Origin of the sequence: Cupriavidus consociatus (assembly GCF_017814975.1) — a bacterium.
GTDB classification, from domain to species: domain Bacteria; phylum Pseudomonadota; class Gammaproteobacteria; order Burkholderiales; family Burkholderiaceae; genus Cupriavidus; species Cupriavidus consociatus.
Genome location: NZ_JAGIQA010000005.1, coordinates 148855 through 172413, shown reverse-complemented (window position 1 = coordinate 172413; position 23559 = coordinate 148855). Strand labels below are relative to the sequence as shown.

Annotated in this window: 21 protein-coding genes; 15 read left to right on the top strand and 6 right to left on the bottom strand. The window is 67.8% G+C overall.

Features of this window, described 5'->3' with window-relative positions; genetic code table 11:
- Positions 1-32: 32 nt before the first annotated feature.
- On the bottom strand, positions 33-611 hold the full coding sequence (locus J8I82_RS09185) for a YqaA family protein (protein ID WP_209756530.1): 579 nt from the start codon (positions 609-611) through the stop codon (positions 33-35).
- Between the two features lie 331 nt (positions 612-942).
- Here J8I82_RS09185 and J8I82_RS09180 point away from each other — a divergent pair, with 331 nt between their 5' ends.
- The 8 genes from J8I82_RS09180 to J8I82_RS09145 all read left to right on the top strand — a co-directional run bounded on the left by J8I82_RS09180 (position 943) and on the right by J8I82_RS09145 (position 9100).
- Positions 943-1440, top strand: coding sequence for a (2Fe-2S)-binding protein (locus J8I82_RS09180; protein ID WP_209756528.1), 498 nt, complete (start codon positions 943-945; stop codon positions 1438-1440).
- An 11-nt stretch (positions 1441-1451) separates the two neighbouring features.
- Positions 1452-3827 carry a xanthine dehydrogenase family protein molybdopterin-binding subunit gene (locus J8I82_RS09175; protein ID WP_209756526.1) on the top strand — a complete coding sequence of 792 codons (2376 nt, stop codon included), beginning with the start codon at positions 1452-1454 and terminating at the stop codon, positions 3825-3827.
- A 23-nt stretch (positions 3828-3850) separates the two neighbouring features.
- Positions 3851-4651 (top strand): FAD binding domain-containing protein, encoded by an 801-nt coding sequence (locus J8I82_RS09170; RefSeq protein ID WP_209756524.1) that lies wholly within the window; start codon positions 3851-3853, stop codon positions 4649-4651.
- Between the two features lie 102 nt (positions 4652-4753).
- Positions 4754-5650, top strand: coding sequence for an AAA family ATPase (locus J8I82_RS09165; protein ID WP_209756522.1), 897 nt, complete (start codon positions 4754-4756; stop codon positions 5648-5650).
- Between the two features lie 9 nt (positions 5651-5659).
- Entirely contained in the window at positions 5660-6910 is a 1251-nt protein-coding gene (locus J8I82_RS09160; RefSeq protein WP_209756828.1) for a vWA domain-containing protein, read from the top strand.
- Complete coding sequence (locus J8I82_RS09155) at positions 6901-7458, top strand: SRPBCC family protein (protein ID WP_209756520.1); 558 nt, start codon at positions 6901-6903, stop codon at positions 7456-7458. The genes J8I82_RS09160 and J8I82_RS09155 overlap by 10 nt, the downstream gene beginning before the upstream one ends.
- A complete protein-coding gene (locus tag J8I82_RS09150; RefSeq protein WP_209756518.1) occupies positions 7431-8471 on the top strand; it encodes an XdhC family protein in 1041 nt (346 codons plus the stop codon). Before J8I82_RS09155 ends, J8I82_RS09150 begins: the two co-directional genes overlap by 28 nt.
- A gap of 23 nt (positions 8472-8494) precedes the next feature.
- The gene (locus J8I82_RS09145) at positions 8495-9100 is read left to right on the top strand and encodes a nucleotidyltransferase family protein (RefSeq protein ID WP_209756516.1); all 606 of its coding nucleotides are present in this window, start codon (positions 8495-8497) and stop codon (positions 9098-9100) included.
- A gap of 57 nt (positions 9101-9157) precedes the next feature.
- Here the strand turns inward: J8I82_RS09145 and J8I82_RS09140 are convergent, their stop codons facing one another.
- From J8I82_RS09140 to otsB, 4 genes are all read right to left on the bottom strand, one after another.
- A complete protein-coding gene (locus tag J8I82_RS09140) occupies positions 9158-9493 on the bottom strand; it encodes a 4a-hydroxytetrahydrobiopterin dehydratase (protein WP_209756514.1) in 336 nt (111 codons plus the stop codon).
- Positions 9494-9534: 41 nt separating this feature from the next.
- Positions 9535-10926 (bottom strand): alpha,alpha-trehalose-phosphate synthase (UDP-forming), encoded by a 1392-nt coding sequence (gene otsA / locus J8I82_RS09135; protein ID WP_209756512.1) that lies wholly within the window; start codon positions 10924-10926, stop codon positions 9535-9537.
- A 62-nt stretch (positions 10927-10988) separates the two neighbouring features.
- Positions 10989-12854: a glycoside hydrolase family 15 protein gene (locus tag J8I82_RS09130; RefSeq protein ID WP_209756510.1), complete on the bottom strand. Its 1866-nt coding sequence runs from the start codon at positions 12852-12854 to the stop codon at positions 10989-10991.
- Between the two features lie 13 nt (positions 12855-12867).
- Positions 12868-13695 carry a trehalose-phosphatase gene (otsB, locus tag J8I82_RS09125; protein WP_209756508.1) on the bottom strand — a complete coding sequence of 276 codons (828 nt, stop codon included), beginning with the start codon at positions 13693-13695 and terminating at the stop codon, positions 12868-12870.
- 300 nt (positions 13696-13995) lie between these two features.
- Between otsB and ilvA the strand changes: the two genes are divergently transcribed.
- Together ilvA and queF are read left to right on the top strand one after the other, a co-directional pair.
- Positions 13996-15534 (top strand): threonine ammonia-lyase, biosynthetic, encoded by a 1539-nt coding sequence (ilvA, locus tag J8I82_RS09120; RefSeq protein ID WP_209756506.1) that lies wholly within the window; start codon positions 13996-13998, stop codon positions 15532-15534.
- Between the two features lie 28 nt (positions 15535-15562).
- Positions 15563-16396 carry an NADPH-dependent 7-cyano-7-deazaguanine reductase QueF gene (gene queF, locus J8I82_RS09115; protein ID WP_209756504.1) on the top strand — a complete coding sequence of 278 codons (834 nt, stop codon included), beginning with the start codon at positions 15563-15565 and terminating at the stop codon, positions 16394-16396.
- Between the two features lie 195 nt (positions 16397-16591).
- Here queF and J8I82_RS09110 read toward each other — a convergent pair whose 3' ends face one another.
- Entirely contained in the window at positions 16592-17968 is a 1377-nt protein-coding gene (locus tag J8I82_RS09110; RefSeq protein WP_209756501.1) for a carbohydrate porin, read from the bottom strand.
- A 169-nt stretch (positions 17969-18137) separates the two neighbouring features.
- Between J8I82_RS09110 and J8I82_RS09105 the strand changes: the two genes are divergently transcribed.
- Genes J8I82_RS09105 through J8I82_RS09085 form a run of 5 tightly spaced genes read left to right on the top strand, consistent with a single transcriptional unit; the run spans position 18138 to position 23552 of the window.
- Entirely contained in the window at positions 18138-18881 is a 744-nt protein-coding gene (locus J8I82_RS09105) for a TetR/AcrR family transcriptional regulator (protein ID WP_209756499.1), read from the top strand.
- Positions 18878-19876, top strand: coding sequence for an HlyD family secretion protein (locus J8I82_RS09100; protein ID WP_209756489.1), 999 nt, complete (start codon positions 18878-18880; stop codon positions 19874-19876). The genes J8I82_RS09105 and J8I82_RS09100 overlap by 4 nt, the downstream gene beginning before the upstream one ends.
- Entirely contained in the window at positions 19873-20859 is a 987-nt protein-coding gene (locus J8I82_RS09095) for an ABC transporter ATP-binding protein (protein WP_209756487.1), read from the top strand. The genes J8I82_RS09100 and J8I82_RS09095 overlap by 4 nt, the downstream gene beginning before the upstream one ends.
- The gene (locus J8I82_RS09090; protein WP_209756485.1) at positions 20856-22043 is read left to right on the top strand and encodes an ABC transporter permease; all 1188 of its coding nucleotides are present in this window, start codon (positions 20856-20858) and stop codon (positions 22041-22043) included. The genes J8I82_RS09095 and J8I82_RS09090 overlap by 4 nt, the downstream gene beginning before the upstream one ends.
- A gap of 12 nt (positions 22044-22055) precedes the next feature.
- Entirely contained in the window at positions 22056-23552 is a 1497-nt protein-coding gene (locus tag J8I82_RS09085) for an efflux transporter outer membrane subunit (protein ID WP_209756483.1), read from the top strand.
- Positions 23553-23559 lie beyond the last annotated feature (7 nt).

Below are 23559 nucleotides of genomic sequence, written 5' to 3'. Positions count from 1 at the left end.
TCACGCGGCATATGCCCCGTGAAGCACTTTCTTCAGAAGAAGGACTTGAACGTTTGCGCAATGTTCTGCCAGAAGCTGTCTGGAATCCATAGCAGGCTGGCAGTCATTGCCAGGTAGCGCAGAAACTTGCCGACGGCCATCCAGGCCAGGCTGGGCCAGAACGACAGCCGCAGCCAGCCGGCCAGCGTGCACAAAGGATCACCGATTCCCGGCAACCACGAGAGCAGCAGCGTGGGCGGCCCCAGCCGGCGCATCCAGCGGAAATACCTGGCGTCGAGCTTGGGCTTGGGCGGCTTGCGTGCGTGCTCGCGGTGCTGTTCGTGCTCCAGCTCGTGCTCGCGCGCCCGGCGCCGCAGGTGGTAGCGCACCAGCGCCAGCTTGGCCGCATAGCCCAGCCACCAGTCGATCGCTCCGCCCACGGTATTGCCGGCGGTGGCCACCAGGATCGCCGGCCAGAACATCTCGGGATTGAGCTTGATGTAGCCGAATACGGCCGGCTCCGAGCCCAGCGGCAGCAGCGTGGCCGACACCAGGCTGACCACGAAGATCGCGGGCAGGCCTACCTTGGGCAAGGCGACGGTTTGAAACAGCCAGTCGAAGAAGGCTTCCATGTCGGGGCAGGCGGGGGGGCCGGGCCATTCTAGCAGCGGCCCCGCCGAGGGCGCCCTACCCCGGTTGGGGCGGGCAAACCTCATGGCACCTGTCAGGGATTTGTGATTAACTGTTAGAGCCTGTCGCGGCCAAACGTTCGCCGGCCGTGCCAATGCGCCGGCCGCAGCGTTCGCTGGCGCACCTGGAGCAGTTGCAGCGGCAGCACCAATATCACGAATTAGCCGTCCTATAGCCGTCTTAAGCGGCAGTACCGCGTCGTGGCCAGTCCCGCGCAGTTGCTTTCGGGATCTGGGAATTGGTCATGCGCGTCCACCCCACATGGAGACAAGCATGGCGATTCCGATCCGCCTGACGGTCAACGGCAAGCCCGTTGACGCGCAGGTAGAACCCAATACCCTTCTGGTCCAGTTCCTGCGCGAACAGCTGCGCCTGACCGGCACCCACGTCGGCTGCGACACCGCGCAGTGCGGCGCCTGCACGGTCCACCTGGATGGCCGGGCGGTCAAGTCGTGCAACATCCTGGCGCTGCAGGCGGACGGCGCCACCGTAACCACCATCGAAGGGCTGGCTGGCGACAGGATTGGCAACGGCCTGCACCCGATGCAGGAAGCCTTCCGCGAATGCCACGGGCTGCAATGCGGCTTCTGCACGCCAGGCATGGTGATGAGCGCGACCGCGCTGGTCCAGCAGTATCCCAACGCCGACGCCGCCACCATCCGCGCCCACCTGGAAGGCAACCTGTGCCGCTGCACGGGCTACCACAACATCGTGCGTGCGGTGCAGCAGGGCCAGGCGGCCATGCAGGGCACCACCGCCAGCGCTGAATAAGGGGACCGGCCATGAACGCACCCGAGAATCAACGCCTGGTCGGCGCCCCCGTCAAGCGCAAGGAAGACTACCGCTACCTGACCGGCAATGGCCAGTACACCGATGACATCGTGCTGCCGCAGCAAAGCTACGCGTATTTCCTGCGCTCGCCGTATGCGCACGCGCGCATCCGTTCGATCGACAAGACCGCGGCGCTGGCCGCGCCCGGCGTGATCGCCGTGCTGACCGGCGACGACCTCGCCGCCGACAAGGTGGGCGGCCTGCCCTGTGGCTGGCTGATCCACAGCATTGACGGCACGCCGATGAAAGAGCCCCCGCACCCGGTGATCGCACAGGGCAAGGTGCGCCATGTGGGCGACCAGGTGGCACTGGTGATCGCCGAGACGCTGCAACAGGCGCGTGACGCCGCCGAGAAGATCGACGTCGACTACGAAGAGCTGCCCGCCGTGGTCCGCGCCGCCGATGCCGCGTCGGCGTCGACGCTGGTGCACGACGACGTGCCGGCCAACACCTGCTACACCTGGGGCCACGGCGACAAGGCCGCCACCGACGCCGCCTTTGCCAAGGCCGCGCACGTGACCACGCTGGAGATCGTCAACAACCGGCTCATCCCCAACGCGATCGAGCCGCGCGCGGTCAACGCCAGCTATACGCGCCAGGACGACAGCTACACCGTCTACGTCGCCAACCAGAACCCGCACGTCGAACGCCTGCTGATGGGCGCGTTCGTGCTGGGGCTGCCGGAATCGCGGCTGCGCATCATCGCGCCCGACGTGGGCGGCGGCTTCGGTTCCAAGATCTTCCTGTATCCGGAAGACGTGGCGCTGACGTGGGCCTCGAAGAAGGTCGGCCGCCCGGTCAAGTGGACCGCCGACCGTAGCGAGTCCTTCCTGACCGACGCGCACGGCCGCGACCACGTGACCAAGGCCGAGCTGGCGCTCGATGCCGACGGCAAGTTCCTGGCGATGCGCGTGCATACGGTCGCCAACATGGGCGCGTACCTGTCGACCTTCGCCAGCAGCGTGCCGACCATCCTGTACGCGACGCTGCTGGCCGGCCAGTACTCCACGCCGGCGATCTATGCGGAGGTCAAGGCGGTGTTCACCAACACCGCGCCGGTCGATGCCTACCGCGGCGCCGGACGGCCCGAGGCGACCTTCGTGGTCGAAAGGCTGGTCGAAACCGCTGCGCGCGAGCTGAAGACGGATCCGGCCGAACTGCGCCGCAAGAATTTCATCCGCCAGTTCCCATACGCCACCCCGGTGGGGCTGACTTACGATACCGGCGATTACGAGCCCTGCCTGGCGCGCGCGCAGGAACTGGCCGACGTCAAGGGCTTCCCGGCACGGCGCGATGAAGCGAAGCAGCGTGGCAAGCTGCGTGGCCTCGGTTATTCCTGCTACATCGAAGCGTGCGGGCTGGCACCGTCGAACATCGCCGGCGCGCTCGGCGCGCGCGCTGGCCTGTTCGAAGTCGGCGAGATCCGCGTGCACCCGACCGGCACCGTGACGGTCTTCACCGGCTCGCACAGCCACGGCCAGGGGCACGAGACCACCTTCGCGCAAGTGGTGGCCGACCGCCTCGGGCTGCAGCTCGACCAGGTCGAGATCGTGCACGGCGATACCGGGCGCGTGCCGTTCGGCATGGGCACCTACGGCTCGCGCTCGCTGGCGGTGGGCGGCTCTGCCATCGTCAAGGCGCTCGACAAGATCGAGGCCAAGGCCAAGAAGATCGCCGCGCACCTGCTGGAGGCGTCGGACAACGACATCGAGTTCAGCAACGGCGTGTTCCGCGTGGCGGGCACGGACCGGACCAAGACCTTCGGCGAGGTCGCGCTGAGCGCCTACGTGCCGCACAACTACCCGCTCGACAAGCTGGAGCCGGGCCTCAACGAAAACGCGTTCTACGACCCGGCCAACTTCACCTACCCGTCGGGCGCCTATGTGTGCGAGGTCGAAGTCGATCCCGACACGGGCGAGTCGCAGGTGGTCAAGTTCACCGCGGTGGACGACTTCGGCAACATCATCAACCCGATGATCGTCGAAGGCCAGGTGCATGGCGGCATCGGCCAGGGGCTGGGCCAGGCAATGCTGGAGCAGTGTGTGTACGACGAGGACAGCGGCCAGCTGTTGACCGGTTCCTACATGGATTACGCCATGCCGCGCGCCGGCGACCTGCCCGACTTCACCGTCGAGACCGCCAGCGGCACACCGTGCACGCACAACCCGCTGGGCGTGAAGGGCTGCGGCGAGGCCGGCGCGATCGGCTCGCCGCCGGCGTTCATCAACGCGCTGGTCGATGCGCTGTCGCCGCTGGGCGTGAAGGACATGCAGATGCCCGCCACGCCGCATCGTGTGTGGCAGGCGATCCAGGCCGCGCGCCCCTGACCCGCACCGCAAAGGAAACCGACATGTACGCATTCAACTTTGAACGCGCCGCGGATGCCAAGGCGGCGGTAACCAGGCTCAAGGCCGATCCCGACGCCAAGTTCCTCGGCGGCGGCCAGAGCCTGCTGGCGGCGATGAAGCTGCGGCTGGCATCGCCTTCCACGCTGGTCGACGTGACGCGCATTCCCGGCATGGCCGCGATCCGCGTCGATGGCAAGGAGATCGTCATCGGCGCCGCCACGCGCCATGCCGACGTGGCCGAGAACGCCGAGGTGCGCCAGCGCATCCCGGCGCTGGCGGCGCTGGCCGGCGGCATCGGCGACCGCCAGGTGCGCGCGATGGGAACCATCGGGGGCGCGCTGGCGAATGATGATCCGGCGGCCTGCTATCCGGCAGCGGTGCTGGGGTTGGGCGCTACGGTGGTCACCGACCGGCGCAGCATCGCGGCGGATGATTTTTTCAAGGGTCTGTATGAGACCGCGCTGGAGCCGGACGAACTGATCACCGCGGTGCGCTTCCCGATCCCGGATCAGGCGGCATATGTGAAGTTCCGCAATCCTGCATCGCGCTTTGCGCTGGTGGGGGTGATGGTGGCGCGCTCCGGGAATACGGTGCGCGTGGCGGTCACCGGAGCTGCCGACAGCGTGTTCCGGTGCCAGCCGCTGGAGCAGGCGTTGTCGGCCGACTTCAGCGCGCAGGCGGCGCGTGGCGTGAAGGTCGATGCGGGGCAGCTGAATACCGACCTGCATGCGTCGGCGGAGTACCGGGCGCATCTGATTCCGGTGCTGGCGGCAAGGGCGGTGGAGGCGGCGTTGAAGGGCTGATGGCGCTTCGCCTCTCGCATTGTGGCCTCCCCTCTCCCGCAACGCGGGAGAGGGGTGCAAACCGACGGCGCGTTTGGTTGCGTCGGCAAACAAGATCGCCCCATGCTCCCCACCTCCATCGACCACACCCTTGTACAGCTCGAACACCAGCAATACTTCGCCGACCGCGAGACCGCCACGGTGCTCTACCTTGCCCTGCGCATGCAGCGCCCGCTGTTCCTCGAAGGCGAGCCCGGCGTCGGCAAGACCGCGCTGGCGCAGGCGATGGCAGGCGTGCTCGGCACGCGGCTGCTGCGGCTGCAGTGCTATGAAGGACTCGATGCCGCGAGCGCGCTGTATGAATGGGACTATCCGCGCCAGATCATGGCGCTGCGCCTGGCCGAAGCCCGCGGCGAGCGGCCCGAGGCGCAATCGCTGTACCACGACGACTACCTGCTCAAGCGCCCGCTGCTGGAGTCGCTGCTGCCCGACCCCGCCGCACCGGGCGTGCCGCGCGTGCTGCTGATCGACGAGATCGACCGCGCCGACGAACCGTTCGAGGCCTTTCTGCTTGAGGTGCTGTCCGAATTCCAGGTTTCGATTCCCGAAATCGGCGTGATCCGCGCGGAGCGGCCCCCGCTGATCGTGATCACCTCCAACCGCACACGCGAGGTCCACGACGCGCTCAAGCGCCGTTGCCTGTACCAGTGGGTGGGCTATCCCGAGCGCGACCGCGAACTGCAGATCGTCGCCGCGCGCGCGACCGAGGCTGCCGCCGCGCTGCAGGCGCAGGCAATCGACTTCGTGCACCGGCTGCGCGGCATCGACCTGTTCAAGGCGCCCGGCATCGCCGAAGCCATCGACTGGTGCCGCGCGCTGGCGGCGCTGGGCGTGACCGAACTCGACCCGCAATCGGTGCGCGACACGCTCGGCGTGCTGCTCAAGTACCAGGACGACCTGGCGCGCGTCGACGGCCCCACCGTGGCGGAACTGCTGGCAGGCGCCGCGCCGGGAGGCTGAACCGTGCCCATGCTGCACGCCGCGGTGCGCAGCGGCGGTCCGCAAGCAGGACTGCCGGTGCTGGCGCGCAACGTCACCCATTTCATGCGGCTGCTGCGCGACGGCGGCTTCGCCCTGTCGCCGGCGCACGCTGTCGATGCACTGACCGCGCTGCGCCTGGTCGACATCGGCCGGCGCGACGACGTGCGCGCCGCGCTGGCGGCGCTGGTGCTGTCCGGCCCCGACCAGCGGCCGCTGTTCGACGCCGCCTTCGACCTGTTCTGGCGCGACCCCGACTGGGAAGGCAAGCTGCGCGCGCTGCTGCTGCCGCGCGTCGACGCGGGGGCGCCGCCGCCCAGGCGCAGCAACCGGCTCGCCGACGCGCTGGCCGCGCGCCAGCCGGAAATGCCATCGCGCCCGGCGCAGGCCGAGGCGGAACGCATCCACGTGCCGCTGACCTTCTCCGACCAGGAACGCCTGGCGCAGCGCGACTTCGAAACCCTGACCGCGCAGGAATGGCGTGCGCTGCAGCACCTGGTACGCACCCGGCGCACGCACCTTGCACTGCAGCGCACGCGCAGGCTGCGCGCCGCCACCTGCGGCACGCACGCCGACCTGCGCGCCAGCGCGCGCCTGGCGGTGCGACAGCACGGAGAATGGCTGCGCTGGAAATTCCGCAAGCACGCCGAGCGCAAGCCGCCGCTGGTGCTGCTGCTCGACATCTCCGGCTCGATGAGCCAGTACTCGCGCGCGGTGCTGTACTTCTGCCATGCGCTGATGCAGTCGCGCGAGCGGCTGTCGGTGTTCCTGTTCGGCACCCGGCTGACCAACATCACCCGCTCGCTGCGCGAACGCGACCCCGACGAAGCCGTCACCATGATCGCAGGCCAGGTGCGCGACTGGGCCGGCGGCACCCGCATCGGCGCCGCGCTGGCGAACTTCAACCGCCACTGGGCGCGCCGCACGCTGTCCGGGCGCGCCACCGTGCTGCTGGTCACCGACGGCCTCGACCACGAGCATATCGACCTGCTCGGCGACGAAATGGCTCGCTTGCGCCGCTTTGCGCACCGCATCGTCTGGCTCAACCCGCTGCTGCGCTACCCTGGATTCACGCCGCAGGCGCGCGGCGTGCAGGCGATCCTGCCGCATGTCGACGCCTTGCGTCCCGCGCATAACCTGGACAGCCTGCTGGCGCTCGAATCGCTGCTGTCCGACCAGGGCGGCCCCGCGCGGGCCGGCGCCCCCAACCCACCAAGAAAGGAAGCCCCGCCATGGAAATGAACCAGAGCCAGCGCCTGCCGATTCCGCAGCAGGTGGCATGGGAAGCGCTCAACGATACCGCGCTGCTCAAGCAATGCATCCCGGGATGTGAGAGTATCGAGCCCGACGGCGACAACGCCTACCAGGTGGCCATGACGGCCGCGGTGGGCCCGGTCAAGGCGCGCTTCAAGGGCCGCATGGCGCTGGAAGACATCCAGGCCCCGGACAGCTACACCATCCGCTTCGACGGCCAGGGTGGCGCGGCCGGATTCGGCAAGGGTACGGCCCGCGTCAAGCTGGAGCCCGACGGCGACGAGACCGTGCTGACGTACACCGTCGACGCCCATGTGGGGGGCAAGATCGCACAGATCGGCTCGCGGCTGGTGGACGCCGCGGCGCGCAAGCTGGCGGATACCTTCTTTGCGCGCTTCACTGAGGCGGTCACACCGGACACCACACAAGAAGCGCCAGCGGCCGAGGGCGCCCCCGCCGCAGCCGCTGGCGAGAATGAACAGACAGAGGAACCGAAGCGGAAACGATCATGGACAGCGTGGATCTCGAAGTCCTGAAGAACAGCGTGCACTGGCAGCAGCAGGGCCATCGCGTGCTGCTGGTCACGGTAGTGCGCACCTGGGGCTCGTCGCCCCGCCCTGAGGGCGCGATGCTGGCGGTGCGTGATGATGGCCTGGTGGTCGGCTCGGTCTCGGGCGGCTGCATCGAAGACGACATCATCGACCGCGTGCGCCGGCAAGGCATCACGTCGGACCAGCCCGAGGCCATCAAATACGGCATCAGCGCGGAAGAAGCCCACCGCTTCGGGCTGCCGTGTGGCGGCACCATCGAACTGGTCACCGAGCCGCTCAAGCCGGCCAGCGGCATTGCCGAATTGCTCGACGCCGTGGAAAACGGCCGGCTGGTCGCACGTACGCTTGACATGGCTACGGGCGTGGCCACGCTCGGGCCGGCCAGTGCCACCGACGGGCTGGTCTTCGACGGCAAGACGCTTCTGACCATCCACGGCCCACGCTACCGCATGCTGGTGATCGGCGCGGGACAATTGTCCAAGTACCTGTGCCAGATCGCCGTCGGGCTGGGCTTCCAGGTCACCGTGTGCGATCCGCGCGAGGAATACACGGAAACCTGGGACATCCCCGGCGTGACCATGGTGCGCACCATGCCGGACGACACCGTGATGGACATGAAGCTGGACGAGCGCTGCGCAGTGATCGCGCTGACGCACGATCCCAAGCTGGATGACCTGGCGCTGATGGAAGCGCTGCGCACCAGCGCCTTCTATGTGGGCGCGCTGGGCTCTCGCCGCAACAACCAGACGCGGCGCGAGCGGCTGAAGGAATTCGATCTGACCGAACTGCAGCTGGCACGGCTGCATGGGCCGGTTGGCATCTATATTGGCAGTCGTACGCCGCCGGAAATCGCCATCTCGATTCTGGCCGAAGTGGTCGCGGCCAAGAACCATGTGTCGCTGCCGGACATCCTGCAGGTGGAAGGCGCCAAGGCCGCGCGCGAGATGGCGGCCAGCACCGGCAGCAGCTGCGATGTTTCCCCTGGTCCGTCGACCTGACGCGTGATAGCCGAGTGCCCGCCATGACTGCCGCCCCCAATGCTCCCTTGCTTCGCACCGACCTGCCTACCGGGATTTTGCTCGCAGCGGGTTTTGGCCGACGGTTCGATGCTTCCGGCACGCGGAACAAGCTGCTTGAAGTGTTGCCCGGTGGGCGCACGGTTGCCTGGCGCAGTGCGCGTACGTTGGCGGCGGCGTTGCCGGATTCGATTGCGGTGATCCGGCCGGGAAATCCCGCGCTGGCGGAAGAGCTCAGGCGCGGGGGGTGCCGTGTGCTCGAATCGGCCGACGCCGAGCAGGGCATGGGGGCCGCGCTGCGCGCGGCGGTGGCGGCGACGCCTGATGCGCGGGGATGGGTGGTTGCGCTTGCCGATATGCCTTGGCTGCCGTTGGAACTGGTACGGGCGGTGGCGCTGACGATCACCACCCCTGAAACGATTGCCGCGCCATGGCGCGATGGCCAGCGCGGGCATCCCGTGGGCTTTGGTGCCGCCTGGCGGGACGATCTGCTGAAGCTCGATGGGGATGAAGGGGCGCGGGGTTTTCTTCAGGGGAAGCCGGTGACGCGGATATTGACTGAGGATGAGGGGGCGTTTAGGGATATTGATACGCCGGGGGATATGGGGTGAGTTTTTTTGCCTCTGTGTCTGTGCCTGTGTCTGTGTCTGTGCCTGCGGCAACAAACTCTACCCCACCAATTCCCCCGTCTTCACCGCCATAATGAAATCATTCCGATGCAGCCCTTTGATCTTCTTGGTCCGCCAGGAAACCGTGGCATGCCCCCACCCAAAACTGATCTCCGGATGATGCCCCTGCTCTTCCGCCAGCTGACCAACGCGAGCAACAAACGCCAGCGCCTCGGCAAAATTGGGAAAAGCAAACCGCCTCTCCAACCGCGTAGCCCCATCCACCAAATCCCATCCCGGTGCCTGCGGCAATAACGCCTCAGCCTCGTCAGGCGTCAACGGCGGCACCCCGCCGCGGCACGGCGTGCAAGTTTGCGATGCCAGATCTTCACTCATAGTCCCCACTCCCCGACTGGCGGGCAAGCAGAAGAAAAACCTCACCCGCCCTCAGTCTCAGACAACGCGCGCAGAAATTCACTGCTCCACCAGTGCACATCCTGCGCCCGGATCCGTTCCAGCAGCTTCTGGTGCCGCGACTGGCGCTCGGCCAGCGGCATATGCAACGCCTGCTGGATCGCCTGCGCAGTCGCACGGGTATCGTAGGGATTCACCAGCAGCGCTTCCTTCAACTGCTCGGCCGCCCCGGCAAAGCGCGACAACACCAGCACCCCCGGATCTTCCGGATCCTGCGCAGCAATAAACTCCTTGGCCACGAGGTTCATCCCGTCTCGCAGCGGCGTCACCAATGCGACGCGACTCGCGCGGCACAGCCCGGGCAGCCGCTTGCGCGCGGTAGTGCGATGGATATACCGCACCGGCATCCAGTCCAGCTCGCCGAACTCGCCATTGATCGCCCCAGTCAACTGCTCCATCGCGCTGCGCAGGTCCACATAGGCATCGACCGACTCGCGCGACGGCGCGGCGATCTGCACCAGCGTGGCGCTCATCCGGTTTTCCGGATACTCCGCCAGCAGCCGGTAGAACGCTTTCAGCCGCTGCGGCAGGCCCTTGGAGTAATCGAGCCGGTCGATGCCAAGCAGCAGCCGCCGGCGCGCGTACTGGGCGCACATCATCTCGAAGGTTTCCTGCGCTTCCTCGCCGCGGCCGAGTGTGATGAACTCATCCACGTCGATCCCGATCGGGAACGCCTGCGCCCGCACCGTGCGATGGAAGGCGCGGTAGCGGTGCTCGCCCATCGGCTCGGCCTGGGCTTCGGCCTGCACGTAGCGCGAAAAGTGCTCCACGTCGGCGTGGCTCTGGAAGCCGAGCAGGTCGTACGCAAACAGAGCGCGCATCAACCACTCATGCTGCGGAATGGCTGCCAGGATCAGCGGCGGCGGCAGCGGCACGTGCAGGAAGAAGCCGATCTTCTGGCCGCAGCCGATCGCGCGCAACTCGGACGCCAGCGGGATCAGGTGGTAGTCGTGGATCCAGATGACGTCGTCGGGCTTGAGCAGCGGCGCCAGCTTGCGCGCAAACAGCTGGTTTACCCGGCGGTAGCCGTTGAGGAAGTTGGAATCGAAGTCGGCGAGGTCGAGCCGGTAGTGGAACACCGGCCACAACACGCCGTTGCTGTAGCCAAGGTAATACGCGTCGTGGTCTTCGCGGCTCAGGTCCACCGTGGCCAGCGTCACATTGCCGGCCTGCTGCAGGTGCAGTTCGCCTTCGCCGGGGGTGCCGCCCTGGGCGGAGTCCAGCGCCTTGCCGCTCCAGCCAAACCACATCCCGCCGGTCTGGCGCAAGGCTTCGGAAAGCGCCACGGCGAGGCCGCCGGCGGCCACGTTGCGCGGATCTGCGACACGGTTGGATACCGCTACAAGTCTTGGCATATGTTGTTTTCTGGATTCCTTTGTTCTTGTCGTGCGGGATGCCGGGAGCGCGGGTGCTAGGATCAGATCACCGTGTCCCACGGCGCCGACAACCGCATCGCGCCATTGATCAGTCCGACCATCGAGTAGGTCTGCGGGAAATTGCCCCACATCTCGCCGGTCACGGGATGGGTGTCCTCGGACAGCAAGCCGAGCGGATTGCGTGCGGCGAGCATCGCTTCGAAGATCTCGCGCGCCGCTTCGCGCCGGCCGATGCGCGCCAGTGCGTCGATGCGCCAGAAAGTGCAGATATTGAACGCGGTCTCGGGCTTGCCGAAATCGTCGGGCGCCTCGTAGCGGCGCATATACGGCCCGTCGCACAGCGAAGTCTCCAGCGCCTTCACCGTGGCGATAAAGCGCGGATCGCGCGGATCGATGAAGTTGACCTCGGCCATCAGCAGCACGCTGGCGTCGAGCTCGCGCCCGCCGAAGCTTTCGGCAAAGGCCTGGCGCGATTCGCTCCACGACTCGGCCAGGATCTGTTCCTTCATGCGGTTGGCATGGTCATGCCAGTACGCCGCGCGCGTCGGGATCTGCAGCTTTTCGGCGACCTTGGCCAGCCGGTCGCACGCGGCCCAGCTCATCAGCGCCGACGAGGTGTGCACGCGGGCGCGCGTGCGCAACTCCCACATGCCGGCGTCGGGCGTGCCGAAGACTTTCACCGCCTGCTCGCCCACCTCCTCCAGCCGGTGGAACTCGGCGGGGCCGCCGCGGTGCAGCAGCCGGTGGTCATGGAAGGCCTGCGCCGCGCCCAGCACCACGTTGCCGTAGACATCATGCTGGAAGTGTTCCTGCGCCTGGTTGCCCACCCGCACCGGCCCCATGCCGCGGTAGCCGGACAGGTGGTCGAGCATGCTTTCGGGCAGCTCGCGTTCCAGGCCGATGCCGTACAGCGGCTGGATATGCCCGTCCTGCGACTGCATCACCACGTTGGAGAGCCAGCGCAGGTAGTCTTCCATGGTGCCGACCTCGGACAGGCTGTTGAGCGCGCGCACCACGAAAAACGCATCGCGCAGCCAGCAGAAGCGGTAGTCCCAGTTGCGGCCGCTGCCCGGCGCCTCGGGAATGCTGGTGGTCATCGCCGCGACAATGGCGCCGGTCTCTTCGTACAGCGACATCTTCAGCGTGATGGCGGCGCGGATCACCGCGTCCTGCCATTCGCGCGGCACCGCCAGCCGGCGGCTCCACAGGCGCCAGTAGGCGGTGGTTTCCTGCTCGAAATCGCGCGCGATCTCTTCCACGCCATGCGCCAGGGTCTCGTCGGGGCCCAGGATGAAGTTGTGCCCGCGCGTGACCAGGAAGGGCGTGTGCGACAGCACGTAGGCCAGCGGCGCATCGGTGGTCATGCGCAGCGTCATGGATTCACCGATGTAGCGCACGTGGCTGCTGCCGCGCGTGATCTCCGGCGCCTTGCGACCCCATTCGAAGCGCGGCGCCACCACCACCCGCACGCGCGGCGCGCCGCGCACGGGGCGGATGCGCCGGATCAGCGTGGTCGGACGGAAATAACGGCCCAGCCGGAAGAAGCGCGGCGCGAAGTCGGTGATCTCCAGACAGTTGCCATGGATGTCGGTCAGCCGCGTGCGCAGCACTGCGGTATTGGGTTCGTACCACTGCCTGGCACTGTGGAAATCCTCGATCTCGATAGAGAACTGGCCCGCGTTCTCGCTGGTGTCCAGCAGCGCGTTGAAGACCGGGTCGCCGTCAAAGCGCGGCAGGCACGACCAGACGATGCGCCCGCGGCCGTCCACCAGCGCGGAGATCGCGCAATTGCCGATCATGCCCAGCGACAGCGACGGCTCGGCATACCGGCTGCTGCCGTCCACGGTCTTGTTCACGCCTTCGCTCGGCGGCTTGCCCAGCTCGCTGGGGCTGCTCGTATTGGTCACAGCAATACCTCCCTCAGGATGCTGTCGGATGCGGGTTGTGGCGCGGTGCGCCTTCGCGGCCTGGCTCGGCCTCGTGCGGCGCGGCGCCGGGCTGGCCGGCGGCGCGCGCGAATTGATCCAGCGCCCGTGCCGACCGATGCAGCCAGCTGCGCAGCGCAGCGGGCCCTTCCACGCAGATGCCGGCCACGGTCTCGCGCCGGCCCACCAGCACGCCCAGCCCGCCGAGCTTGCGCACGGCGGCAAAGCCGGGCTCGTCGGTCATGTCGTCGCCGGCAAACAGCGGCGTGCGGTCGCAGAACGGCGCCGATTTCATGAAGGCGGCGATGGCATCGCCCTTGTCGACACCGGCGGGCTTGATCTCTACCACCATCTTGCCGGGCAGCGCTTCCAGCCCGACGGCGTGGCGCAATACGTCAGTGACCGCGGCATCGACGAGGCCGGCCAGCTCGGGGGCCTGGCGGTAGTGGATGGCAACGGCAACGGACTTGCGCTCCAGCCGCAACGCCGGATAGGCGTGCACCAGCGCTTCAAGGTGTGGGATCAGGGGCTCGAGGGCGGGCGCTGGTGTCTTGGACACCATGCCGCCATCGGTGCGGAATTCGGCGCCGTGTATCCCGGCCGCAGGCAGTTGCAAGGGCTGCAGGAAGTGGTCCAGCTCGAGGATCGGCCTGCCGGAGATGACGGCGAGCGCTCCGTCCAGCCGCTGGTACAGCGTTCGCAGCGTGCCGACCAGTTCAGATTCTACCTGCACCAGTTCGGGCCGCGGCGCGAGGTCGGCCAGCGTGCCGTCGAAGTCGAGAAACAGGGCGGTATTGGGTTCGATAAGCGGTAGCTGAGGCATCGCGTTACACCGTAACACGTCGTTTTGACCGGCGTCCACCGGGCGCAGTCCTACACGGCGGCAGCGCAATCGTCAGCCGACGCAAGTCCGGGGCCAGCCCCGGCGCATCGTTCCAAGCCCCGTCGCCAGTGCACTCCCCACCACTTCAAGGCACACCCACTTTCATCCCGCGCAAGTTCTGGCGGGCGACGGATGGGCCGCCCCGGTGGGGTGCGCGGCGCCGCCATCCTTTATCATTGGCGGTTTCCGCCAGAATTTCCGGTTTTTTTGCGCCGCCCCCGCGGCCCCTGCCCTGACACCATGACCCGCTCGTCCGCCGCCCGCCCCGATTACCTGAAGAAAATCCTGACCGCCAAGGTCTACGACGTGGCGCAGGAAACCGAACTGACCTATGCGCACCAGTTGTCGGCGCGCACCGGCAACTCGGTCTGGTTCAAGCGAGAAGACACCCAGCCGGTGTTCTCGTTCAAGCTGCGCGGCGCGTACAACAAGATGGCCTCGCTGTCGGCGGAGGAACTCAGGCGCGGCGTGGTTGCGGCCTCGGCCGGCAACCATGCCCAGGGCGTGGCGCTGTCCGCGGCCCGGCTGCAGTGCAAGGCCATCATCGCGATGCCGGTGACCACGCCGCAGGTAAAGATCGACGCGGTGCGCGAGCGCGGCGGCCAGTGGGTCCAGGTCGAGCTGCACGGCGAGTCCTACAGCGATGCCTACCACCACGCCGCCGAGCTGGAGAAGAAGCACAAGCTGACCTTCATCCACCCGTTCGACGACCCCGAAGTGATCGCGGGCCAGGGCACCATCGCCATGGAAATCCTGCGCCAGCACCCGGGCCCGATCCATGCCGTGTTCGTCGCCATCGGCGGTGGCGGGCTGATCTCGGGCGTCGCCGCGTACATCAAGGCGGTGCGTCCGGAGATCAAGGTGATCGGCGTGCAGACCGTGGACTCGGATGCGATGAAGCGCTCGGTCGATGCCGGCAAGCGCGTCGAGCTGAAGGAAGTGGGCCTGTTCTCGGACGGCACCGCGGTCAAGCTGGTCGGCAAGGAGACCTTCCGCATCACGCGCGAGCTGGTCGACGACATCATCCTGGTCGACACCGATGCCATCTGCGCCGGCGTGAAGGATGTATTCCAGGACACGCGCAGCATCCTGGAGCCGGCCGGCGCGCTGGCGGTGGCCGGCCTGAAGGCATATGCCGAACGCGAGAAGCTCAAGGGCCAGCACCTGGTCGCGATCGCGTGCGGCGCCAACATGAACTTCGACCGCCTGCGCTTCGTCGCCGAGCGCGCCGAGGTGGGCGAGGCGCGCGAAGGCGTGTTCGCCGTGACCATCCCCGAAGAGCGCGGCAGCTTCAAGCGTTTCTGCGAGCTGGTCGGCACGCGCAGCGTGACCGAGTTCAACTACCGTATCGCCGACACCAGCATGGCGCATATCTTTGTCGGCGTGCAGATCGCCAGCCGCGCCGAGAACGACAAGATCGCGGCCAGCTTCCGCAAGCATGGCTTCGACACGCTCGACCTGTCCAACGACGAACTGGCCAAGCAGCACATCCGCTACATGGTGGGCGGCCGCTCGGCGCTGGCGCATGACGAACTGCTGTACCGCTTCGAATTCCCGGAGCGCCCGGGCGCGCTGATGAAGTTCCTGTCGAGCATGAGCCCGAACTGGAACATCAGCCTGTTCCACTACCGCAACCAGGGGGCGGACACCTCCAACATCCTGGTCGGCATCCAGGTGCCGAAGAACGAAAAGCGCGCCTTCCGCGCGTTCCTTTCGACGCTGGGCTACGTACACTGGGACGAAACCGACAATCCGGTGTACAAGCTGTTCCTGTCATGATGCTGTCCCGATTTCTGCTGAGCGCCCCATGAGCCTCCCCGAACACTCGCCGCTGGGCAAGCCCTCGGCCTACAAGACCGAGTACGACGCCTCGCTGCTGTTCCCGATCCCGCGCCAGCCCAAGCGCACCGAGATCGGCCTGCCCGAAGGCAAGCCGGTGCCGTTCTTCGGCGTCGACATCTGGAACGCGTACGAGCTGTCGTGGCTGAACCTGAAGGGCAAGCCGCAGGTGGCGCTGGCTACCTTCATCATTCCGTCGGACACGCCCAACATCGTCGAGTCCAAGTCGTTCAAGCTGTACCTGAACTCGTTCAACCAGACCAGGATCGCTTCGCCCGAAGCGCTGCAGCAACTGCTGCACCACGACCTGTCCGAAGCCGCCGGCGGCACGGTGCAGGTGCGGCTGGTCACCGAGGCGGATCTCGGCAAGCAGCAGATGGGCGAACTCGATGGCCTGCTCCTGGACCGGCTCGACATCGAAGTCGACCGCTACGAGCCCGCGCCGGAACTGCTATTTGCCGACCAGGACGAAACACCGGTGGAAGAAACGCTGGTGTCGCACCTGCTCAAGTCCAACTGCCTGGTCACGGGCCAGCCCGACTGGGGCAGCGTGCAGATCCGCTACGTCGGCGCGCCGATCAACCAGGAAGCGCTGCTCAAGTACCTGATCTCGTTCCGCAACCACAACGAGTTCCATGAACAATGCGTCGAGCGGATCTTCATGGACGTGCTGCGGCAGTGCAAACCGGTGAAGCTGGCGGTGTATGCGCGCTATACGCGGCGTGGAGGGCTGGATATCAATCCGTTCCGGACGAACTTCAATACAGCCTGGCCGGATAACAAGCGCAACGCACGGCAGTAGGGCGTCATCAATCCCTGCCGGTTTGCTCCCCTCTCCCGCCTGCGGGAGAGGGGCCGGGGGTGAGGGCAGGCGCGTGCCTCGCGACAAGCGCTGTCAGCCCGCGACGCTCTGGCCCTCTCCCTAACCCTCTCCCGCAAGCGGGAGAGGGGACCGGCCCGCGGGATTTGAAACGGCATCACCGAATGCCGACGCGCTTCAAAACTCCCCGTGAAACCTCACCCCATAGAACTTCACCGGCCCGCGATCCCGGTTGTACCCGGGATTGCGCACAAGTTGTAAGTCCGGGCTGATGCTCAGGTACTTCACCGGCTGGAAGCTGTAGTAGATCTCCAGGATCTGCTCGGGCCCATAGCGCAGCGCGCCGTCGCCAAGAAATGCGCCCTGCCCGCCTGCAGCAAGGTAGCTGCGATGCTGGCTACCCAGCATATTGATCGCCACGGCCACGCCCAGCGCATCGCGGGCACGTCCCCACGCATCCCCCTTCAGCACGCCGCCTGCTGACACCTGCCTGCCGATCTCGGTAAAGGCATAGGTCTCGGTCTTGTCGTCCGACAGGCTGGCGCGCGCGAACACCCCCAGCGAATCCGTCACCTCCTGCAGCAGCGTCACGCCGACGCCGGTCTTGGCATGCTCGCGCCGCACCTCGGCCACGTCTGGCGTGGTGTTGTTGGCGATGCCGAACTGGATCGCATCGCTGAACGCGCCCATGCGCGCCTTGTTGCGGAACAGCAGCAGCCGCGCTGTGCCGGGCCGGCCCGCAAGCTGGTAGCGCTTCTCCAGTTCGATGATGTCGCCGTAGTGCTCGAACACGCGCGTATCGAGCTCCAGCCCGTTCGATTCCAGCGGCTGCAGGAAGCGCCCGATGCGCGCCGACCAGCCATCGCCGATGTACTCCAGCGACACGCCCCAGGTATAGCCGCGCGAATCCGCTGCATAGTCGAAGGCGCCGTGCGTCAGGAACGACCAGTTCATGAATTGCGTGCGCGGGTCAGAGCCGAATTCGTTCTGGTCGAAGACGTCGAGCACGCCGAAGTTGCCGGCGGTCAGCACCAGGCGGCGCTGGTCCACCGTGCGGGCGAACTGGTTGAAGTCGGCCTCCAGCGTCTCGGTGGGGCCGCCCAGGCCCCAGTTCTGCCGGATAAACGCGCGCGCGCGGTAGAACACCGGGCTGGTGCTCGCGCCCTTCGCCAGCTCGCCGTTCGACAGGCCGCCCACGCCGTGCAGCCCCGAGAACGGCACGCCCTGCGCGACTTCCGGGTTGAAGTGGAACTCGGCGCCCTGCCACAGCCGCAAGCCGAGGTCGAGCGTGGCGGTGAACGAGTAGCTTTTCGCGCGCTCGGTGCCGAGGCTGTTCGGGCCCGAGTAAGCGGCACCGAAGGCCGGCTTGCGCTGCCAGATATAGGTGCTCTGGCCATGAAAGGCGAACGGGCTTTCCGTGTCGGCGGCGTCGTCCTCAGCAGTTGCCTGCTGCGCGGTGGCGGGCAAGCAGGCGCAACAAGCCAGCGCGGCCAGCGCGCGGCGGAAACGTCGTCGGGCGCGCGGGTACCCGGCGGCAAGTGGCGAAAACAGCATGGGCAAAGGGACTGGCGGACGATGTGGCGGGAGCTGCGCGTGCAGCATATCCAAGGCCATATGACATGTCCACCGCAAGCCAGGTGCGGAAATGCCGACGTTGTAACCGGACTTGAATTAATTAACGTAAAAATTAATATTGAGTCGATACAGCTTCCGGCAAATACCCATGCCACGCAAACCCGCTACTCCCAAGCCCCCTGAGCGCCGCACACCCGGCCGTCCTGCGGCGGGCCAACCCGGCCAGCGCGAGCGCATCCTCGATGCCGCCACCGACCTGTTCTCGCGCCAAGGCGTCGCCGGCACGCCGGTCAAGGCCATCGCCGTGCAGGCAGGCGTCACGCCCGCGCTGGTCCACTACTACTTCAGCGACCGCGAACAGCTGCTCGATGCCGTGATCGAGGAAAAGGTGCAGCCGCTGGTGGCACAGTTCTTCGCCACCGGCCCGCAGGAACCGGAGCCATTGGCGATGCTGGTCGGCATCGCCACCCGCCTGGTGCGCACCGCGGCCGATACGCCCTGGTTTCCCGGGCTGTGGATCCGTGAGGTCGCCAGCGACGACGGCGCGCTGCGCGAGCGCGTGCTGAACCGGTTCGCGCTGCAGCGTGCCGGAGCCATGATGGCGCCGCTGGCGGCGGCGATCGCCAACGGGCAGCTGAACCGCGGGCTGGAGCCTGCGCTGGTGATGCCGTCGCTGGTCGGGCTGACGCTGCTGCCGCTGGCCACCACGCATATCTGGGGCCGGCTGCCAGGTGCCGAAGCGGTCGATACCGAGGCGCTGGTGCGCCATGTCTCGGCGCTGCTCACGCACGGCCTGGCCCCCGCGCCGACTGCCCGCGCCGAAACCTCCCCTGCAACCGCATCGAAAAAGAAGGGCCGTGCGCCCAGGCATTCCCCGGAGTCCGCTGCATGAACACCGCTGTTCCCACCGCTGCTTTCCCCCTTCCCGCGCTGCCGCGCGCGCTCCCCATCGCTGCGCTGCTCGGCGCCGCGCTGCTGGCTGCAGGCTGCAGCAAGTCCGGCACCGACAGCTGGCAAGGCTATATCGAAGGCGAGTTCGTCAGCGTCGCCTCGCCCTTTGCCGGCCGCCTCGACACGCTCTCCGTGCAGCGCGGCCAGCAGGTCGCGCAGGGCGCCGCGCTGTTCGTGCTCGAATCCGACGACGAACGTGCCGCGCGCCAGCAGGCCGAAGACCAGCTGCGCGCCGCCGAAGCGCAGCTGCAGGACATGAAGACCGGCAAGCGCCCGGTCGAGGTCGACGTGAGCCGCGCCCAGCTGGCGCAGGCTCAGGCCCAGGCGCAACGCAGCGCCGCCGCGCTGCGGCGCGACGAGCGCCAGTTCGAGATCGGCGGCATTGCACAGGCGCAGCTCGACGAATCGCGCGCCCAGGCCCGCAGCGATGCGGCGCGCGTGCGCGAGCTGCAGCGCGATATCGACGTCGCACGGCTGCCGGGCCGCGATGCGCAACAGGCGGCGCAGGCCGCGCAAGTGGCCGCGGCGCGCGCCGCGCTGGCGCAGGCGGACTGGAAGCTGTCGCGCAAGACCGTGGCCGCCACGCAGGCCGGTCTGGTCTACGACACGCCCTATCGCCTCGGCGAATGGGTGCCCGCCGGCAGCCCGGTGGTGCGCATGCTGCCCCCGGGCAACGTCAAGGTGCGCTTCTACGTGCCCGAGGCCGTGGTCGGCGCGCTGCGCAATGGCCAGGCGGTGCAGGTGCGCTGCGATGGCTGCGCCGCGCCGGTGGCGGCCAGCATCACCTATGTCGCCAACGAAGCCGAATTCACGCCGCCGGTGATCTACAGCAACGAGACCCGCAACAAGCTGGTGTTCCTGGTGGAAGCGCGCCCGTCCGCCGCCGATGCCGTCAAGTTGCGGCCCGGCCAGCCCGTCGAGGTGGTGCGGCAATGAACTCGAACACGAACACCAATGCCAACGCCAACGGCGCCGCGCACGGGCTCGCCATCGACGTGCGCGGACTGAACAAGCACTTCGGCGACAAGCACGTGGTCAACGACCTCAGCATGCAGGTCGCGCGCGGCGAGATCTTCGGCTTCCTCGGCCCCAACGGCAGCGGCAAGACCACCTCCATCCGCATGATGTGCGGCCTGCTGACGCCGGATTCGGGCGCAGGCACTTGCCTGGGTTTCGACATCCTGACCGAGTCCGACGAAATCAAGCGCCGCGTCGGCTACATGACGCAGAAGTTCTCGTACTGGGACGACCTGTCGATCCGCGAGAACCTTGACTTCGTCGCGCGCGTGTACGGCATGCCGGACCGGCGCAATGCCGTCGACCGCGCGCTCGAAGACCTCGGCCTGGCCACGCGTTCGGCACAACTGGCGGGGTCGTTGTCAGGCGGCTGGAAGCAACGGCTGGCGCTGGCGGCCTGCCTGCTGCACGAACCGGAGCTGCTGCTGCTCGACGAACCCACCGCCGGTGTCGACCCCAAGGCGCGGCGCGATTTCTGGGAGCAGCTGCACCTGCTTGCCGCGCGCGGCATCTCGGTGCTGGTCAGCACGCACTACATGGACGAGGCAGAGCGCTGCCACAAGCTCGCCTACATCGCCTATGGCAAGCTGCTCGCGCAAGGCACCGCCGACGAGGTCGTGGCCAGCCAGCACCTGTCGACATGGAGCGTCGAAGGCGACGACCTCGCCACGCTGTCGGAGCAGTTGCAGGGTGCGCCCGGCGTGGAGCAGACCGTGGCATTCGGCACCGCGCTGCACGTCACCGGCCGCGATGCGCAGGCGCTGGCCGCCACGCTTGAACGCCTGGCGGGACCGGGGCGCCGCGTGGCGCAGACCGAGACCAGCCTGGAAGACGTGTTCATCCACATGATGAGCCGGGCCGAAGACAACATGGGCACGCGCAAGGCGAAGGAGCCGACATGAACGCCGCCGCAATCCGCAACCCCCGCCTCCCCCGCACGCCACGCGCCAATGGCACGCGCTTTTCGCTCCAGCGCTGGTGGAGCATCGTGCTGAAGGAATTCCTGCAGCTGCGCCGCGACCGCGTCACCTTCGGCATGATCGTCGGCCTGCCGATCATGCAGCTGCTGCTGTTCGGCTTTGCCATCAACACCGACCCGCGCCACCTGCCGACCGCGGTGATCGCCGCCGACCAGAGCGAATTCACCCGCACCTTTATCGCCAGCATGCAGAACTCCACCTACTTCAAGGTGGTAGCGACGCTGCCCGACGAAGCCGCCGGACGCCAGGCGCTGATGAAGGGCGACGTGCAGTTCGTGCTCAGCATCCCGCCCGACTTCACGCGCAAGCTGCTGCGCGGCGAACGCCCCGCGCTGCTGGTGGAGGCCGATGCCACCGATCCCTCTGCCACCGGCCAGGCAATCGCGGCGCTGCCGCAACTGCCGTTCAGCGTCGGCACGCATGACCTGAAAGGCGCGCTGGCGCCGCTGGCGGGCGGCAAGGCGCCGTTCGACGTGCAGGTGCAGCGCCTGTACAACCCCGAGGGCCTGACCCAGTACAACATCATCCCCGGCCTGATGGGCGTGATCCTGTCGATGACCATGGTGATGATGACCGGGCTGGCGATGACGCGCGAACGCGAGCGCGGCACCATGGAAAACCTGCTGGCCACGCCGGTGCGGCCGCTGGAGGTGATGACCGGCAAGATCGTGCCCTACATCTTTATCGGGCTGATCCAGTCGACCATCGTGCTGCTGGCCGCGCGCTGGGTCTTCGACGTGCCCTTCGTCGGCTCGGTGACGGCGGTGTACCTGGCCTCGCTGCTGTTTATCGCCGCCAACCTGACGGTGGGCATCACGCTGTCGTCGCTGGCGCAGAACCAGTTGCAGGCCATGCAGCTGACCTTCTTCTATTTCCTGCCCAACATCCTGCTGTCGGGCTTCATGTTCCCGTTTGCAGGCATGCCCGGCTGGGCGCAGGCGATCGGCAACATCCTGCCGATGACGTATTTCAACCGCATGGTGCGCGGCATCCTGCTCAAGGGCAGCGGCTGGGCCGAGCTCTGGCCGCAAGTCTGGCCGATGGCGCTGTTCATTGTGGTGGTGATGACGATCGCGGTGCGCTTCTACCGCCGCACGCTGGACTGAAGGATTGCTGCCATGACCCGATTTCTTCCTTTTGTGGCCGTGGCCGCGGCCGCGCTGCTGGCCGGCTGTGCCGTCGGCCCGGACTTCCGCAGCCCCGCGCCGACCGACGATGCCGGCTACGTGCCGGGCCCGCAACCGGTCGCCACCGTGGCGGCCGACAGCGGCGAGCGCCACGCGCAATCCCACGCGCAGACACTGGCCGCCGGCGCCGACGTGCCGGCGCAATGGTGGACACTGTTCCGCAGCGCGGAGCTCGACGCCACCATCCGCATGGCGCTCGACGCCAGCCCCACGCTGGCGCAGGCGCGCGCGCGGCTGCGCGAGGCTCAGGAAAACCTCGCCGCGCGCACCGGCGCCACGCGCTGGCCGGCGGTCGACGCCCAGATCGATACCACGCGCCAGCAGGTCAATTTCCAGTCGATGGGCATCACGTCGATCCCCAGCCCGGGACCGTTCACGCTGTATGGCGCCACGGTGCAGGTGTCATACGTGCTCGACCTGTTCGGCGGCCAGCGGCGCGAGCTGGAAGGGCTGCAGGCGGCGGTCGACTACCAGCGCTACGAGCTGGAAGCGGCACGGCTGGCGCTGGCGGCGAACGTCGCCACCGCGGCGATCCGCGAGGCCGGACTGCGCGCGCAGCTGGCCGATACGGTGGCCCTGGCCGAAGCCCAGCGGCGGCAGCTCGGCATCGCCGAGGAACGCCTGCGCACCGGCGGCGTCGCGCGTGTCGACGTGCAGCGCCAGCGTGCACAGCTCGCCCAGACGCAGGCGCTGGTGCCGGGCCTGCAGCGCCAGCTGGAAGCGACCCGGCACCAGCTCGCGGTCTACACCGGCCAGACCCCGGCGGCGGCGTCGTTGCCGGCATTCACGCTGGACGCGCTGCACCTGCCCGACACCCTGCCGGTCAGCCTGCCGTCCACGCTGGCGCGGCGCCGCCCCGACATCCGCGCGGCCGAAGCGCTGCTGCAACAGGCCAGCGCCGATATCGGCGTGGCCACCGCCAACCTCTATCCGCAGGTCACGCTGAGCGCCAGTGGCGGCAGCCAGGCCACCGCGGCGCGCGACCTGTTCAGCAGCCTGAATGTGTGGAGCCTGGCGGCCGGACTGGTGCAGCCGGTGTTCCGCGGCGGCGAGCTGCAGGCCCGCAAGCGCGCCGCCGAAGCGGCGTACGAGCAGGCGCTGGCGGCCTACCAGCAGGCCGTGCTGCAAGGCTTGCAGAACGTGGCGGATTCCCTGCGCGCGCTCGAAGCCGACGCCGCCACGCTGCGCGAACGCGCCGACAATGCGCGCCAGGCGCGCGACACGCTGGCGGTGGTGTCGGAACAGTACCGGCTCGGCGGTGTCAGCCAGCTGGCCGTGCTCGATGCCGAGCGCGAGGCGCGGCAGGCTTCACTGGACCTGGCGCAGTCGCGCGCCGACCGGCTGGCGGATTCGGCGGCGCTGCTGCAGGCGCTGGGGGGCGGGTGGTGGCAGGAAGGCGACGCGACGATGGCCGCGGCGCCCCGGTAAGCGCGCC

Coding starts and splice junctions, on each gene's coding strand:
- J8I82_RS09105 (WP_209756499.1), top strand. CDS start 18,138: ATGCCACGCAAACCCGCTACTCCCAAGCCCCCTGAGCGCCGCACACCC.
- J8I82_RS09150 (WP_209756518.1), top strand. CDS start 7,431: ATGGACAGCGTGGATCTCGAAGTCCTGAAGAACAGCGTGCACTGGCAG.
- J8I82_RS09110 (WP_209756501.1), bottom strand. CDS start 17,968: ATGCTGTTTTCGCCACTTGCCGCCGGGTACCCGCGCGCCCGACGACGT.
- ilvA (WP_209756506.1), top strand. CDS start 13,996: ATGACCCGCTCGTCCGCCGCCCGCCCCGATTACCTGAAGAAAATCCTG.
- otsA (WP_209756512.1), bottom strand. CDS start 10,926: ATGCCAAGACTTGTAGCGGTATCCAACCGTGTCGCAGATCCGCGCAAC.
- queF (WP_209756504.1), top strand. CDS start 15,563: ATGAGCCTCCCCGAACACTCGCCGCTGGGCAAGCCCTCGGCCTACAAG.
- J8I82_RS09170 (WP_209756524.1), top strand. CDS start 3,851: ATGTACGCATTCAACTTTGAACGCGCCGCGGATGCCAAGGCGGCGGTA.
- J8I82_RS09085 (WP_209756483.1), top strand. CDS start 22,056: ATGACCCGATTTCTTCCTTTTGTGGCCGTGGCCGCGGCCGCGCTGCTG.
- J8I82_RS09145 (WP_209756516.1), top strand. CDS start 8,495: ATGACTGCCGCCCCCAATGCTCCCTTGCTTCGCACCGACCTGCCTACC.
- J8I82_RS09185 (WP_209756530.1), bottom strand. CDS start 611: ATGGAAGCCTTCTTCGACTGGCTGTTTCAAACCGTCGCCTTGCCCAAG.
- J8I82_RS09160 (WP_209756828.1), top strand. CDS start 5,660: ATGCTGCACGCCGCGGTGCGCAGCGGCGGTCCGCAAGCAGGACTGCCG.
- J8I82_RS09140 (WP_209756514.1), bottom strand. CDS start 9,493: ATGAGTGAAGATCTGGCATCGCAAACTTGCACGCCGTGCCGCGGCGGG.
- J8I82_RS09165 (WP_209756522.1), top strand. CDS start 4,754: ATGCTCCCCACCTCCATCGACCACACCCTTGTACAGCTCGAACACCAG.
- J8I82_RS09090 (WP_209756485.1), top strand. CDS start 20,856: ATGAACGCCGCCGCAATCCGCAACCCCCGCCTCCCCCGCACGCCACGC.
- J8I82_RS09155 (WP_209756520.1), top strand. CDS start 6,901: ATGGAAATGAACCAGAGCCAGCGCCTGCCGATTCCGCAGCAGGTGGCA.
- J8I82_RS09180 (WP_209756528.1), top strand. CDS start 943: ATGGCGATTCCGATCCGCCTGACGGTCAACGGCAAGCCCGTTGACGCG.
- J8I82_RS09100 (WP_209756489.1), top strand. CDS start 18,878: ATGAACACCGCTGTTCCCACCGCTGCTTTCCCCCTTCCCGCGCTGCCG.
- J8I82_RS09095 (WP_209756487.1), top strand. CDS start 19,873: ATGAACTCGAACACGAACACCAATGCCAACGCCAACGGCGCCGCGCAC.
- otsB (WP_209756508.1), bottom strand. CDS start 13,695: ATGCCTCAGCTACCGCTTATCGAACCCAATACCGCCCTGTTTCTCGAC.
- J8I82_RS09175 (WP_209756526.1), top strand. CDS start 1,452: ATGAACGCACCCGAGAATCAACGCCTGGTCGGCGCCCCCGTCAAGCGC.